This window comes from Mycobacterium sp. 852002-50816_SCH5313054-b (assembly GCF_001667185.1).
Classification (GTDB): domain Bacteria; phylum Actinomycetota; class Actinomycetes; order Mycobacteriales; family Mycobacteriaceae; genus Mycobacterium.
The window spans coordinates 1-16,138 of sequence record NZ_LZIC01000013.1; the positions used below are offsets into that span (position 1 = coordinate 1).

The 16,138-nt window shown below is 67.7% G+C and carries 4 protein-coding genes; 1 reads left to right on the forward strand and 3 read right to left on the reverse strand.

What is annotated here, in order from left to right; translation table 11 throughout:
* Positions 1–2,676 (reverse strand): RND family transporter (locus tag A5787_RS01475; protein WP_197506937.1); only part of this gene is annotated, 2,676 nt, incomplete at its 3' end.
* Positions 2,677–2,733: 57 nt separating this feature from the next.
* On the reverse strand, positions 2,734–4,155 hold the full coding sequence (locus tag A5787_RS01480) for a condensation domain-containing protein (RefSeq protein ID WP_066960573.1): 1,422 nt from the start codon (positions 4,153–4,155) through the stop codon (positions 2,734–2,736).
* A 438-nt stretch (positions 4,156–4,593) separates the two neighbouring features.
* Here A5787_RS01480 and A5787_RS01485 point away from each other — a divergent pair, with 438 nt between their 5' ends.
* On the forward strand, positions 4,594–15,759 hold the full coding sequence (locus A5787_RS01485; RefSeq protein ID WP_066960575.1) for a type I polyketide synthase: 11,166 nt from the start codon (positions 4,594–4,596) through the stop codon (positions 15,757–15,759).
* On the opposite strand, the gene A5787_RS01490 is transcribed toward A5787_RS01485, so the two are convergent.
* A complete protein-coding gene (locus A5787_RS01490; RefSeq protein ID WP_066960580.1) occupies positions 15,715–16,137 on the reverse strand; it encodes a PPOX class F420-dependent oxidoreductase in 423 nt (140 codons plus the stop codon). The genes A5787_RS01485 and A5787_RS01490 overlap by 45 nt on opposite strands.
* Position 16,138 lies beyond the last annotated feature (1 nt).

A 16,138-nucleotide genomic window follows, 5' to 3' on the forward strand; every position in this document is an offset into this window, starting at 1 on the left:
TTTTATAAGAGATAGCACCGAGACCAACACCACGAATGCCAACGGCGGCACGCTCCAATGCAATTGCTGGCCGAGCAGGAATTGAAACGCCAAAACGCCGATTCCCACCGCCGACAAGAACGAAATGACCACGGAAGCAACCAGATACAGCGGTGCGACGATCGCACGAAGCAGCGCGATCAAGGTCAGCAGCACGACGAACAGGGTCACCGCGATGATGAACCGGATGTCGTGTTGGTAGTAGTCGCGCGTGTCCTTCAGGCCAACCGTGTATCCCGCCATCGATACCGTGGCGTCGGACAGCGAGGTATTCGGTTGGGCTCCCCGGGCCGTCGCGCTGATCGCGTTGACCTGATCCATGGCCTCGGTGCTGAACGGGTTGAGTTTGGTTTGCACCAGGTACCGCACCGAATGCCCGTCCGGCGAGATGAATGCCTTGGCGGCCTGCTGGAACTCCTTCAAATGCAGCAGCTGCGACGGAATGTTGAAGCCGGCCATCGCCGGCTGTGCCGCGTCCTGCTTCAGCGACAACAGGAATGCCGCCGACTCGCTGAGCCCGGCGCCCAGCTGTTTGACCTGGTCGACGAGCTGGGCCACCGCGTCGGCCACCTGCCGGCTCCCGCCGGCGAATCGGTCGGCGCCGTTTTGCAGGCTGTTCAGGTTCGCCTGCAGCCCGCCGGGCTGGTCGATTCCCATGGAGTGCAGCACATTGGTGAGCTTCGTCAGGGCAACGCGCAGGCGCTCGGTCGACGCTTTCAGGGCCCGCTTGTCCTGGTAGTCCTGCAGCTGGTGGGCCAGGTCGTTGATCGCGTCGAGATCTGCCTGGTCGCGCCCACCGGTCAGCTGCTCGAACGTTCCGCGGGTGGCGCTGCACGACGGATCGGCGTCGCAGACCGGGTTGCCCTGCAGCGCCGTCAGCACCGGGCCCATCCAGGCGAACATGTTCTTGGCGGCCGAGAAGTTCCAGCCCATGGCATTGCTGAGCGCGTTGACGTGGTCGACGAGTTGAGCGGCCAGATCGACCTCTTTGACCAGCGTGTCGCCGCTGTACTGGTTCTTCGTCGACGAGAAGGCGTTCTCCAGTTCCTGCACGCTGGCGGTGAGCTGGGTGACCTGGCCGCGGACCTCGCGGAGGTTGTTGGCCAGCGTGCCGGCGCCGTCGACCAGCCGATTGAGGTCGCCCGTGTGGTCGTTGATCAGGTTGGAGCCGCCGGCCAGCATGGTGCCGATGGCGCCGGCCTGGTAGGTGGCCCTGAATTGCTCCGGGACGTTTCCGGTGGGACGGGTGATGCCGCTGACGACGGCGACGTTCGGCAGCTGGCTGACGCGGGCAGCCATCTGCTCGAGGTCCGCGAGGGCCTGCGGGGTGCGAAGGTCACGCGGTGATTGGACGAGGATGTATTCCGGGATGGACTGATTGACGTTGAAATGGCGGTCCAGCGCGGTGTACCCGACGGAGCTGGGCGCGGAGGGCCGAAGGGCCTTGCGATCGTCGTAGTTGTAGCGCACCAAGCCCGCACAGCTGGCCAAGATGATCAACACGAGCACGCTGGCGACCAGATGGGCCCTGGGCCGGCGCACGATGCGGACGCCGGAGCGCCGCCAGAACCGAGCGGTCAGTTCGCGGCGCGGCTTGACCCAGCCGCGCGGCCCGGCGAGCGCCAAAATCGCCGGCAGCAGCGTCACCGCGGCGAGGAATGCGACGCCGATCCCGATCGCAGACGACGCCCCGACCGTCTTGAACACTCCCATTCGGGCGAAGCTGATGAGCAGAAAAGTGATTCCCACGGTGGTGGCCGAAGCGGCGATCACTTTTCCGATCGAGTTCATCGCCCGCTTGACCGCGTCATCGAAATCCGCGCCCAGCCGCCGATAGTCGTGATAGCGGCTGATGAGAAAGACCGCGTAGTCCGTTCCGGCGCCGGCCATGATCGCGCTCAGGAACACCATCGACTGGTTCGAGACGCCCGAGTCCGTGAGCTGCGAGTATCCCGCCACCACCGCCTGCGCGATCACCAGGGACAACCCGATCGTGATCAGCGGCAGCAGCATGGTGACGGCGCTGCGGTAGACAACCAGCAGGACGATGAGCACCAGGACGCCGATCGCCAGCTCGATGGGAAGCCGGTCCCGGTCGCCCGCGACGGTGAGGTCGGCGACGGTCGCCGCGGGACCGGTGACGTTAGCCGTCAGGGCCGTGCCGGCGACCGTGTGCTTGACGAGGTCGCTGATCCGGTTGAAAGCGGCGAACGACCGTGGCGTGCCCAATTCGCCCGCGACGCCGACCGGCAGCACCCAGGCTTTGTGGTCCGCGCTGGTCACGACCTGACGCAGGGGGGGCGTGGTGACGAAATCCTGCACCATCACGACGTCCCGCGTGTCGTGGCGCAGCGCGTCCACGAGTTTGCGGTAGGTGGCTTCGTCGTCGGGCCCCAGCCCCTTGTCGTTGGTCAGGACCACCAGCGCGAGGTCCTCGGAGCCCGATTCGTGAAACGCCTCGGTCATCTTGCGGGCGGTGACGCTCGACGGTGCATCGCTGGGCAGGATGGCCAGCGGATGCTTCTGGGCCATCTCGCCCAGCGATGGGAGTGTCAGCGGGAGGGCGACCGCGACCGCGACCCACAGCCCGATCACTATCCAGGGCCAACGCACTACAAAATCGGCTAGCCGTCGCATTTCGCCCTCACCTCAAACCGTGCAATTCCGCATCACGAGCCACCGGATTACCCCACGCTACGCAACGCGTCCCCAATGCCCGCTGGCGGCGACCCGCGAGCACACGGATTTCATCGCTTCCATATAGCGAGTCACTGATTTCTGGGCGACCGGATTGTCGGGATACATGATCGCCATCGCGGTGCCCTCGCCGTAGCGAAATACGTAAATGGTCAGCTGATACGAATACCGGCCGTCGGAGTAGATCCCGAGATTGTTCGCATAACCGAGGTCGGCCGCGGCAAGGACGGCGTTGAGGGGAGCCGCGCCGCCATGCAAGAAGTTCGACACCGGGAAGTTCGGCTCTGGCCAGTTCAACCACGGCGCCAATTCCAATACGCGGTAATACGGCACCTTCGCCAAGTGCAGGCCTGAATCGAAGGAATTCTGCGCCGCCCATGCGGCGTCGCCGAAGGAGGCCGCGGCTATGGGCACGGTGATCGGGACCAGGCCGGTGAACCAGCCCTGCGTCATGAAGTTATCGGTGGTCCTGCGGGTGTCCCTGGGAGTCAGGCCGTAATACGTCAGAGCGCCGGTGAACTCGTGCTCGACCAGGGCGAAGCACGCGAACAAGCCGCCGACGAAGCGCGCGCCGACCGCTGAACAGGCCGATTCGAACCGCTCCGTCTGTGCTGGGTCCATCAGGAATTCGGAGATCAGGTTGCTCTCACTCGGCTCCGACGGGTCGCCCAGCGGGAGCGGGAATTCGGGAAAGCCGCCGTTGTTGTTTTCTGCGAATTCGATCCACGCGCGCACCCCGGGCGAATCTACGGTTAACGATGACGTGTACTGGCGCTCGCGGGCGCAGAAATCGTTAAAGCTGCCGGCATCGGGAAGCGCAAGGGGTTCACCGCCCCCGCTCAGCGCCGCATACATTCCGTTGGCCTCAAGCATCGTGGTGCCAATCAACGTGGCGTCCCCGTGGACGTGATCCATGGCGGCAAAGAAAGTGAAATGATTCTCGCTTTGGATAATCCCGAAGGTGAAGCAGCCCCATTCCAGCGGATTCGGTATGGCTACGACATGAGCGCGTATTTCGTCGACGCTCTTCCTGCCGTGATCGATCGGCATGAATTCGATATCGGCGGGGTCGGTGACGGTGTGCCTGTTGAACTCTCCGTTGCCGGTGTGTTCGAACCAGCTGCGAAACGTGTCATGCCGACGCAGGTAGGCGTTGACGGCGTGATCCATGGCAGAAATATCGCATTGGCCGGGCACTTCACAGGTCGCGATGATCTGCCGGGAGAAGTCCAGCCCAGCGGCTGTCCGCTCGACGTAATTACGAAGATGCTGGCCCTGCATGTGGCTGACCGGCACGGAACTGACCGGCGCGTGCCGGACCTTCTCGGCGGCCGCGGTCGTCGGGTGCCAGGAGATGACCGACCCTGGGATCGGCGCCCAATCGCCCAGTGAGCCGATCGTAATCTTCCCGATTCGCAATATTTTTCTCCCCGGTCTGCGCGGCTGGTTCGGCCGCTGCTAGCGACACCAAGATAACTCTCCCGGCGAGCACCGTCGGCGGTATGCGCGGACGCGTCCCCCACCACGCGAAAGGCGCGCCGGCATGGTAGTGACGACCGCCCCGGCGTGGGACACGAGCCGGCCGGCACGCCCCGACCATACTTGCGCGATGCGCCGCCGGAAGCTGCCACACTTGGCATACTTGCCGTCGGAGGTGGTTCGGCTGCGGCAACCGGTTCGGCATGTGTACATTCGCCACGACGGTCGCTGGAGCCAGTACGCCGGGGGGACTTCCGCCAGGTCTGTTCCTGGGTGCGTGCAGTGAGCGGCCCGGTAGGTGGTTCGGAGCAACCACGGCCACGGCGTCGCACGGGCGCGGGCATCGAATCTTCCGATGGACACAGGGAGGACAACCGCATGACATCCGCCGAAGATCCGATGCAGGGGGCATCGGGTTCTGCGGGCTTCGCGATCATCGGCTACGCGGCGAGGTTTCCGGGTGCCGGGGACGCGGACGAATTCTGGCAGGTGCTGCGGGATGGTCGGGACGCGATATCGGAGGTCCCCGAGGACCGGTGGGATGCCGACGAATTCTTCGACCCCGATCCGGACGCGCCCGGGAAGGTCGTGACGCGTCGCGCGGGTTTCGTCGACGACGTGACGGGGTTCGACGCGCCGTTTTTCGGCATGTCGACGCGCGAGGTGCGGTTGATGGATCCGCAGCACCGGCTCTTGCTGGAAACGGCCTGGCGCGCGGTGGAGCATTCGGGAACCGCGCCAACGGCTTTGGCGAACACCAACACGGGCGTGTTCATCGGTTTGGCCACCCATGACTACCTGGGTATGGCATCAGACGAGCTGACGTATCCCGAGATCGAGGCCTACATGGCAATCGGGACGTCGAGTGCCGCTGCCGCGGGCCGGATCAGCTACCGATTGGGGCTACAGGGCCCGTCGGTCGCCGTCGACACGGCGTGCAGCTCGTCGTTGGTGGCGATCCATCAGGCGTGCCAGGCGCTGCGGCTGGGGGAATGTGACCTCGCGCTGGCCGGCGGCGCGAACGTGCTGCTCACCCCGGCGACCATGATCACCTTCTCCCACGCCCACATGCTCGCGCCCGACGGCCGATGCAAGACCTTCGATGCGGCCGCGGACGGCTACGTGCGCGGCGAGGGTTGCGGTGTCATCGTCGTGAAGCGGCTCGAGGACGCGATCCGCGACGGCGACCGCATTCGGGCCGTGATCCGGGGCAGCGCGATCAACCAGGACGGGGCATCGGGCGGTTTGACGGTGCCGAACGGTGTTGCTCAGCAACGGGTTATCGCCGAGGCGCTGAAGCGCGCCGGCGTCGCACCCGGCGACGTCGGATACCTCGAGGCGCACGGGACCGGGACTTCGCTGGGCGATCCGATCGAGGCCCAGGCCGCGGGCGCGGTGTTCGGTGCGGGGCGCGAGCCGAGCCGGCCGTTGTTGATCGGCTCGGCGAAGACGAATATCGGGCATCTGGAGGCGGCCGCGGGGATTGCGGGCGTGATCAAGGTGATCCTGTCGCTCGAGCACGAGTTATTGCCGCCACACCTGCACTTTCGCAATCCGTCGCCGCACATTCCCTGGCACCGGCTTGCGCTGCAGGTCGTGCGGGAGGCCACCCCGTGGGAACGCAGCGGCCGCCGGCGTATTGCGGGGGTCAGCTCGTTCGGGTTCGCCGGGACCAACGCGCACGTCATCCTCGAAGAAGCTCCCGATGCCGTTGATCAGGTCGGCCCGCCACCGGCCGCGGTCGAGGCGCCCGGGGACCGACGGTTCAGCCTGCTTCCGCTGTCTGCGCGCACGCCCGCCGCGCTGGTGCAGATCGCCGATCAATACCGCAGCTGGTTGAGCGCACACCCGGAGGCCACCCTGGCCGATGTGTGCTTCACCGCCGGGGTGGGGCGTGCGCACTTCGAGCACCGCGCCGCACTGGTGGTCAACTCGAAGGACTCCGGCGGTGAGTTGCTCGGCGCGCTCGCGGACGACCGCCCCGCGCCCGGGCTGGTGCGCGGCACATCCGACGACACGCCGAAGACGGCGTGGCTGTTCACCGGTCAGGGCAGCCAGTACGCGGGCATGGCACGGGAGCTGTTCGAGACCGAGCCGGTGTTCGCCGACACACTGACCCGTTGTGCGGCGGTGGTCGCCGACCTGCTCGAAAAGCCCTTGCTGGACGTGATTTTCGACACGGAAGACCCCGAAGGCGAAGAGACTCTGCGGCAAACCAGTTACGCCCAGCCCGCCTTGTTCGCGGTGGAGATGGGCCTGGCCCGGCTGTGGCAGTCGTGGGGCTTCGAACCCGGTGTGGTGCTGGGCCACAGCGTCGGCCAGTACGCGGCGGCCTGCGTCGCGGGCGTGTTCAGCCTCGAGGACGGAATGCTGCTGATGGCCGAGCGCGGCCGCCTGTTCGGCAGTCTGCCTGCCGGCGGCCGGATGGTCGCGGTCTTCGCCGCCGCCGAGCGCGTCGAGAGCCTGACCGACGAGTTCCCGAGCCTGTCGGTGGCCGCCTACAACGGTGCCAACACCGTGCTGTCGGGGCCCGCGCAGGATCTGGAGCGGGCGGTGGCCGGGTTGACGGCCGACGGTGTGCGCTGTGACTGGCTGGACACCAGCCACGCGTTCCACTCGGCGCTGCTGGATCCGATCCTCGACGACTTCGAGGTGTACGCGAACCGGTTCGATTTCGGCTCGCCACAACGGATGTTGGTGTGCAACCGCACCGGTGCTGCGCTCGGCAGGAGCGTGAAACTCGATGGCGCCTATTGGCGCCGCCACGCGCGCCAACCGGTGGAATTCGCCAAGAGCGTGCGCACCCTGGCCGATCTGGGTTGCAAAGTGTTGCTGGAGATCGGCCCGCAACCGGTGCTCACCGCCGCGGCGCTGCGGGCATGGCCTGACACGGTCGCCGCCCCGCGGGCGATCGCGTCATTGCGCCGAAACACCGCCGACCGCCGCCAGATCACCGAGGCTCTCGCCGACGCGTACGTGCTGGGTCACGTGCCCGACTTCGGCGCCGTCTCAGGTCCGGCGCGCAAGCTCGACCTGCCGACCTATCCGTTCCAGCACCGCGAGTACTGGTATCGCGACAATCGGGAACGCCCGAACCAACAACAGAACACCGCCGTGAGTACCCAGGCCGTCCGGCTCCTCGAGGACGGCCGGATCGAGGAACTCGCCGCGCTGGTCGACGGTGTGAGCGACAATCAGCAGACCCTGAGGGTGCTGACAAAGCTTGCCGCGCAACACAACCAGCAGCGCAAGACCCAGTCGATCGCGGACGCACGCTACGAGATCCGCTGGGAGCAATCCACTGGGGCTTCCGGGGATGCAGAGGCGCCGCACGCGAGCGCCACCTGGCTGCTCATCGCCGACGATGCCGATGCGGTCGCACCGTTGATCGACGCGCTGACCGCGCATGGCCACCAGCACCGGATCCTCGGGCTGCCCGTATCCGACGCGGACACCGAACGGCTCGAGGCCACGTTGCGCGAAGCGGCAGCGGACGAAGCGGTGCTGCGCATCCTGCACGTCGCGGCCCTGGAATCCGACCCCGCACCGTCGATGCGGTCGCTGCTGCGCATGCAACACCGGGTCCTGGGCGGAACGCGACGACTCTTCCGCGCGGCGGTCGCCGCCGAACTGCGGATACCCATCTGGGTGGTGACCCGAGGCGCGCAACGCGTCACCGACGCGGACACCGTGTCACCGGATCAGGCCTGCCTCTGGGGATTTGGCCGCGCCGCCGCGCTGGAGCATCCGCAGGTGTGGGGCGGACTGGCGGATTTGTCGGGCGGCCGGGAACTCGACGTCGACGAATGGTCGCGCTTGATCGACCAGGTCGTGACGGCGCCGCGCGGCTCAGCCGCCGGCGAAGATCAACTGGCCGTGCGCGATGGCGCGGTCTACGTGCCCCGGCTGGTCCGACGGGTGGAGCAGCCGGTTGCCACGCCGCCGGCGCTGCGCGATGAAGCAACGTATCTGGTGACCGGGGGGCTGGGTTCGGTCGGCCTGGAAATCGCCGGATACCTGGCCGCGCACGGCGCCCGGCAGCTGGTGCTGACCGGGCGACGCGCGCCCGGCGATGCCGCGCAGGGGCGCATCGCCGCCATCCGCGAACAGCACGGCTGCGAAGTCCGGGTCGTGGCGGCCGATGTCGCCGATATGCATGAGGTCGAGCGCCTGTTGGCCACCGTGCATGCCGAACTGCCGCCGCTGCGGGGCATCGTCCACGCCGCGGGCGAGATCGGAACCACCCCGCTGCGCACCCTGGACGACGCAGAGGTAGATCGAGTTTTCGCCGGGAAGGTTTGGGGCGCTTGGCATTTGAGCGAAGCCGCGGTGGATCTGCAGCTGGACTTCTTCCTGAGCACCTCCTCGATCGCCTCCGTGTGGGGCGGGTTCGGTCAGACCGCCTACGCCGCGGCCAACGCCTTCCTCGACGGGCTGGCCTGGCGGCTGCGCGAGCAGGGGGTGCCCGGCATCAGCGTCAACTTCGGTCCCTGGTCGGCGGGCATGGCCGACGAACAGGCCCGCGCCCGACTGGATCAGCGCGGGGTCCGGACGTTGTCTCCCGCCGATGCGCTGGCGGGCATGGCCGACCTCATGGCGGGTGCTGCCCCCCAAGGCGTGGTGGCCCGGATCGGCTGGGACCGGTTCCTGCCGCTGTACCAGCAAGCCGGACGGCGAGCATTCCTGGCGGAGTTGGAGCGCGAGGTCCCCGTCTCGGCGCCCGCGGCCGCGTTGCTCGGGCAGTCCGGGAAGACCCAGCTGGTCGAGCAGCTCACCAACGCCCCGGTGCAGCAGCGCAAAAAACTCCTGATGGATCACCTGCGGGACGCGGTCGCGGAGGTGACCCGCGTCGACGTCGCGGAAATCCGCGAGGACGCCGGATTCTTCGATCTGGGCATGGATTCGCTGATGGCCGTCGAATTGCGGCGCCGCATCGAGCAAGCGGTGGGCAAGGAGGTGCCGGCCACGCTGGCGATGGACCACCCACGGCTGTCCGACGTGGTGGATTACCTGCTCGGCGAGGTGCTCGGCCTCAGCGAGCAGGCATCGGCGCAGTCGGGGCTCCAGCTTGCCTCAGCGGTCACGACGCGCACCGACGAGCCGATCGCGATCGTCGCGGTGGCGTGCCACTTCCCGGGCGCGGCCAGTCCCGAAGCTTTTTGGGAGGTGTTGTCGGGTGGTGTCGATGCGATATCGGAGGTGCCCGAGGATCGATTCGACATCGATGAGTTCTACGACCCGGATCCTGAGGCTCCGGGCAAGATCTACAGCCGCTTCGGCGGATTCCTGGACGAGGTCGACGGATTCGATCCGGAATTCTTCGGCATTTCCCCGCGCGAGGCGATCTGGATCGATCCGCAGCAGCGGCTGATGCTGGAGACCGCCTGGGAGGGCATCGAAAGGGCCGGGTACGCGCCGTCCGCGTTGCGCGGCAGCCGAACCGGGGTCTTCGTGGGGGTGGGCGCCAACGAGTATTCGCACCTGCTGTCCGCGGACTCGGTCGACAAGCTGGAGCCCCAGTTCATCACCGGCAACGCGCTCAATGCCATCTCGGGTCGAGTTGCCTTCGCGCTAGGGCTGGAAGGCCCGGCGGTCGCGGTCGATACCGCGTGCAGCTCGTCGCTGGTGGCCGTCCATCAGGCCTGCCAGGCATTGCACTCTGGTGACTGCGATTTGGCGCTGGCCGGCGGTGTGAATGTCTTGCTGAGTCCGGTGTCCATCATCGCGGCCTCCCGCGCCAGGATGCTTTCCCCCGTCGGGCGATGCAAGACCTTCGACGCCTCCGCCGACGGCTATGTGCGCAGTGAGGGCTGCGGGATTCTGGTGCTCAAGCGGCTCAGCGATGCGGTCCGCGACGGCGATCGGGTTTGCGCGGTCATCCCGAGCACCGCGGTCAACCAGGACGGCGCGTCCAGCGGGCTGACGGTGCCCAATGGTGGTGCGCAGCAACGCCTTATCACCACGGCGCTGGCCCGCGCCGGTCTCGTCGGCGGGGACGTCGACTACCTCGAGGCGCACGGGACGGGCACCCCCCTGGGCGACCCGATCGAGGTGCAGGCGGCCGCGGCCGTCTACGGTGCCGCCCGCGACGCGGACCGGCCGTTGCTGATGGGATCGGTGAAAACGAACATCGGCCACCTCGAATCGGCATCGGGCGTCGCCGGTCTGATCAAGGTCGTGTTGTCTCTGCAGCACGAAATGCTGCCGCAGAGCCTGCACTTCGAAAAGCCCTCACCGCACATCCCATGGGATTCGCTACCCGTGCGCGTGGTGGACAAGTCGACTCCGTGGCAGGCCAACGGGAAACCCCGACGCGCCGGCATAAGTTCATTCGGGTTCACCGGCACGAACGCGCACGTGCTGATCGAGGAGGCCCCGGCGCAACCGGCGACGCCCGACGAGTACTCGACGGGCGACGTCTTCTCCGACGTCGCCGTGGCATCGGAGTCGGACACTCAAGAGGAACCGGTCGCCCTGCTGCCGCTGTCCGCGCGCTCACCGGAGGCGCTGGTGGCGTTGGCGCACCGATACGAGGAATGGTTGAACGCCCACCCGAAGGTCGACATCGCCGATCTGTGCTGCACGGCCGGGGTGGGTCGTTCGCACTTCGAACACCGGGCCGCGCTGGTGGTGGATTCGGTTCAGGGCGCCCGCGAGCTGCTGGCCGAGTTGGCCGAGAACCGGTTACGACCGGGGGTGGTGCGCGGTGAGTGCACCGACCCGCCGACGACGGCATGGTTGTTCACCGGGCAGGGCAGCCAGTACCCGGCGATGGCGCGCGAATTGTTCTACGCCGAGCCGGTTTTCGCGGACACCGTGACGCGCTGCGCGGAAGCGGTGGACCCGATGCTGCCGCGACCCTTGCTGGAGGTGCTGTTCGCGACCGATCGGGAAAGCGCGGAAATGCTGCGGCACACGTCGTTTGCGCAGCCCGCCCTGTTCGCCGTCGAGATGGGGCTGGCGCGGCTCTGGCAGTCGTGGGGCATCGAGCCGGACGTGGTGCTGGGGCACAGCGTGGGTCAGTACGCGGCGGCGTGTGTGGCCGGGGTCTTCAGCCTCGAGGACGGGGCGCGGCTCATGGCCGAGCGCGGCCGGCTGTTCGGCAGCCTGCCCGACGGTGGGCGAATGGTGGCGGTGTTCGCCGACGCCAAATACGTCGAGGAGATCGCCAACGAGTTCCCCCGAGTGTCGGTCGCCGCCTACAACGGCCCCAACACGGTGCTGTCGGGACCCGGCGCGGATCTGGAACAGATCGTCGCCAGGGGCGGCAACGACGGGATCCGCTGCACCTGGCTGGAGACCAGCCACGCCTTCCACTCGGAATTGCTGGAGCCGGTGCTCGGTGAATTCGAGTCCTACGCGGCGCAGTTGCAGTTCGCGGTGCCGACGTTGCCGCTGGTCTGCAACCGCACCGGCGCCGTGCTGACCGCGGAAACCCCGCTCGACGCGCAATATTGGCGGCGGCATTCCCGCCAGCCCGTGCAGTTCGCCGAAAGCGTGCGCACCGTGGCGGCCCTGGGCTGCTCGGTGTTGATGGAGATCGGCCCGCAGCCGGTTCTGACCGGGGCCGCGGTGCAGGTCTGGCCGGAACATCTGGCCGCGCCTCGTGCGATCGTTTCCCTGCGCAAGGGCATTCCCGACCGCCGCCAGATCGCCGAAGCGCTGGCCGGGGCCTACGTCAGCGGCCACCGACCGAGATTCGCTGCGCTCCATCGGCAACCCCGCAGCAGGCTCGAACTGCCCACCTATCCTTTCCAGCGGCGCAGCTTCTGGCCCAAGACGTCCGGTCTTCCCGGCATCGACGGCCAGGGCGCCACCGTGTCCGGAATCCTCGGTAGTGCAAAAGATCTCGCCTCAGGCGACTGCGTCTACACCAGCCGGCTGTCGGTCAAGTCGCAGCCGTGGCTTTCCGATCACGTCATCTACGGCACGGTCGTCGTCCCGGGGGCGACGTACGCGGCGATGGCACTGGCCGCCGTCGGGCCGCCGGGACGGGTGCAGGACGTCTTTTTCTATGAGCCGATCATCCTGCCGGAGAAGGCCTCTCGCGAGGTGCAGCTGACGCTGCATCCGCAGGACGGCTCGCAAAACGGGGAGGCCTGGAGTTTCCGGGTGCACAGCCGCCCATATGGCGCCCGCGATGCCGAATGGTCGCTGAACGCCGACGGCACCGTCGTGACCGGCGTCGAGGCTGAGCCGGCGCCCGATCCGGAGGACTCCACGGATCCCATCGACGCGGCCATCGAGCGGATGAACCGCATGCGTCCGCAGGAGCTCTTCGACACCTTCGCCGACATGGAACTGGCGTGGGGGCCCAACTGGTCCGGTTCGTTGAAGTCGCTGTGGCTGGGCGAGGGCGAGGCGATCGGCGATATCACCGTCGGCGACGAACTCGCCGAACACCTCGGAACCGAGCCGATGCATCCGGTGCTGCTCGATTTGTGCACCGGCGTCGCCTTCCCCGCGTTCCCGGCGCTTCTCGCGGCCGAACAAGGCGTGAGCGATCTGTTCTTGCCCTTGCGGTACGGCGCGGTGGAGCTGCGGGAGAAGATGCCGCGGCGGTTCTACTGCCGCGCCAAATGGCACACCAGCGGCCTGGACAGCGAAACCCAGGTCTTCGATCTCGACTTCGTCGATCGGGATGGCCGCCGCCTGGGCGGGATTCGCGAGTTCACGGTCAAACGCGCTCCCCGAGAGGCGTTGCTGCGCGGGCTGGGCGGCGACGCCACCCGGCTGCTCTACGCCCTCGGCTGGCACGAGGTGCCGCCGCCGGCACCGAGCGGTGATGTCGCCGGCGCCGGAAACGCGCTCGGCACGTGGCTGATTGCGGGCTTCGAGGAGCTGGCGGCCCACGTACCCGGCTGCATCTCTTTCGACCGGAACCAGGAGTCGGAGCCCCTGGGGCAACTGCTGGCGCAGGCTCACGAGCGCGGTATGCCGTTCTCGGGCATCGTCTGGCGCGCCGCCGGACCGAACGCGGAAGAGTCGAGCGCCGAATCCGTCGCGCGACTGGAGGCCGAAATCGCCCACCTGCTCAGCGCCGTGCACACTCTGCAGGCCGACGGGGCGGTGAAACTTCCGGGCGGGTTGTGGATCATCACCGAACGAGCGGTGGCGACAGAATCCGGCGAAGCCGTCGACCCCGTGCAGGCGGCGCTGTGGGGGCTCGGTCGCACCATCGTCAACGAGGAACCGGCCCTGCGCTGCAGGATGATCGATTGCGACGGATCGGAGCAGGCGGTGCGCTCGCTGGCCGGTCTGCTCGGCGAACCGATCGACGAACCCGAACTCGCTGTGCGCCAAGGGAAGTTCCTGGCGTCCCGGTTGCTGCAATGGTCGCGCAGCGGTCACCTCGCGATACCGCGGTCAACCGATTACGTGCTGGCGCCCACCGAACGTGGCGCCATCGACAACCTGCGCCTGACCGAGACGGAAGTGTTGCCACCCGACGACGGCTATGTGCAGGTGCGCGTGGAGGCCGCTGGGCTGAACTTCCGCGACGTGCTCAACGTGCTGGGCCTCTACCCGGGCGATCCGGGCCCCATCGGTGGCGACTTCGCCGGCGTTGTCACCCAATTGGGCGGCGGCGTCACCGGACTCGAGGTCGGCCAGCGCGTCTACGGCTTCATGCAGGGCGCGTTCTCCAGCCGGTTCAACGTGCCGGCCCAGTTGCTGGCGCCGATTCCCGATGGGGTGAGCGCCGTGGCCGCGGCGACCATTCCCGCCGCGGCGCTTACGGCTCGGCTCGCCTTCGACTGGGCGCAGTTGAAGCCCGGCGACCGGGTGCTCATCCACGCCGCCAGCGGTGGCGTCGGATTGGCCGCCATCCAGATGGCCCAGCAGCACGGCGCGACCGTCTTCGCCACCGCCAGCACCTACAAGCGCGCCACACTGCGCAAGCTGGGCGTGGAACACGTCTACGACTCGCGCACAACGGATTTTGCCGACCAGATCCTCGCCGACACCGATGGCCTCGGCGTCGACGTGGTGCTGAACAGCCTGACCAACGAGGGCTTCGTCGAAGCGACCGTGCGGGCCACCGCCCAGAACGGGCGCTTCGCCGAGATCGCGAAGCGAGACATCTGGACCCCGGAGCAGATGGCGGCGGCCCGTCCAGATATCGCCTACGAGATCGTCGCGCTGGACACGGTTACATTCCAGCAGCCCGAGCGCATTCGCGCCTTGCTGGGTGAGGTGTCGGCCGGGTTGGCCGACGGCGAGTGGGCGCCGCTGCCCGCCGAGATCTACCCGCTGACCGAGGCGAAGACGGCATTTCGCCGGATGCAGCAGGCCCGGCATATCGGCAAGATCGTGCTGCAGATGCCGAACCCGCTGCAGCCGCGCGGCGATCGGAGCTATCTGATCACCGGTGGGCTCGGCGCGATCGGCCTGCACACGGCGTCGTATCTGGCCCAGCTCGGCGCCGGCGACATCGTGTTGACCAGCCGGCGCGCGCCCGATGCCGACGCGCAACGCACAATCGACGACATCAGCGAGCGGTACCGGTGCCGCATCCACACGTTCGCCGCCGACGTCGGCGACGAGGCGCACGTCGAACGGCTGCTGGAGCGGATCCGCGCGGAGTTGCCGCCGCTGGCCGGTGTGGTGCATCTGGCAGGCGTCCTCGACGACGCGCTGCTGTCGCAGCAGAACCTGGAGCGCTTCCGGACGACGTTGGCGCCCAAGGCGTTCGGTGCCTGCTATCTGGACAGGTTGACGAAGAGCGACGGTCTGGATTTCTTCATCGTGTCGTCCTCGGTGTCCAGCCTGCTCGGTTCACCGGGGCAGGCCAACTACTCGGCGGCCAACGCGCTGCTCGACGGGCTGGTCGCTGAACGCCAGGCGCGAGGCTTGCCGGCGACCGGTGTCAACTTCGGTCCCTGGGCCAAGGGGGGCATGGCGTCCTCGGAGGCCGCGCGCGCCAATATCGGTGCGCAAGGCCTCATTCCGCTGGACCCCTCGGCCGCCCTCAGCGCGCTCGCCGAGGCGGTCGCCAACGGAGCCGCGCAGGCAACGATCATCAAGGCCAACTGGCAGCGTGCCGCGAAGGTGCTCGGCAGCTCTCGTCCACCGATCCTCGACCTGGTGCTGCCCAGCGCGGTCACGGACGCCGTCGGTGACAGCGAGCTGCTCCGGCAACTGCAGGAGATACCGGTGGCGCAGCGCGCCGTTTTCATCACCGAGTTCCTGCAGCGCGAGGTGCAGGGTTTCCTGCGGCTCGCGCAACCACCCGCCGCAACCAGCCGGTTCCTGGACCTCGGTACGGATTCGCTGATGGCCGTCGAACTCCGCAACCGCCTGCACAGTCAGTTCGGTGGCGCGTTCACGATCAACGCAACCGCGGTGTTCGACTATCCGACGATCGGAGGCCTCGCCGAGTACCTCGCCGGTCAGCTGCCGGAGGCCGACTCGGAGGCGGACGCCGCGGAATCGGTGGCAGCGCCGGCGGAGGCGAGCCCGGAATCGGTGGCGGGGCCAGAGCCAGTCGAATCCAGCGGGTCAGTCGCTGATATCGAATCCGGCGATGACCTTGGTCGGGAGTAGGCGCACCACCAATTCGCCGGGAACGGCGTTGCGGCGGCCGAATTCGTCGGCGCGGTCGGCGCCCATGTAGCGGGCACCGGTCCGCGTCGCGATGTCCAGCACGTCGTGCGGGTCCTCGCTCACCGAGGCCGCACCTTGCACCTGGACGAACGAGTACGGCGGGTGGGGATCGTCGACACAGATCACCAGCCGCGAATCACGTGCCAGCGCACGGCCTTTCGAGGTGTCACGGCCGGTGGTGAACACCAGTTCGCCGTCGTCGACCACGAAACACACCGGGGCGACCAGGGGTCGGCCGTCGGCGGCGACGTAACCCAGCATCCCGGTGCGGGTGCCGGTTGACAGGAACTGGACGACCTTGTCGGACAGCTCGGCCATC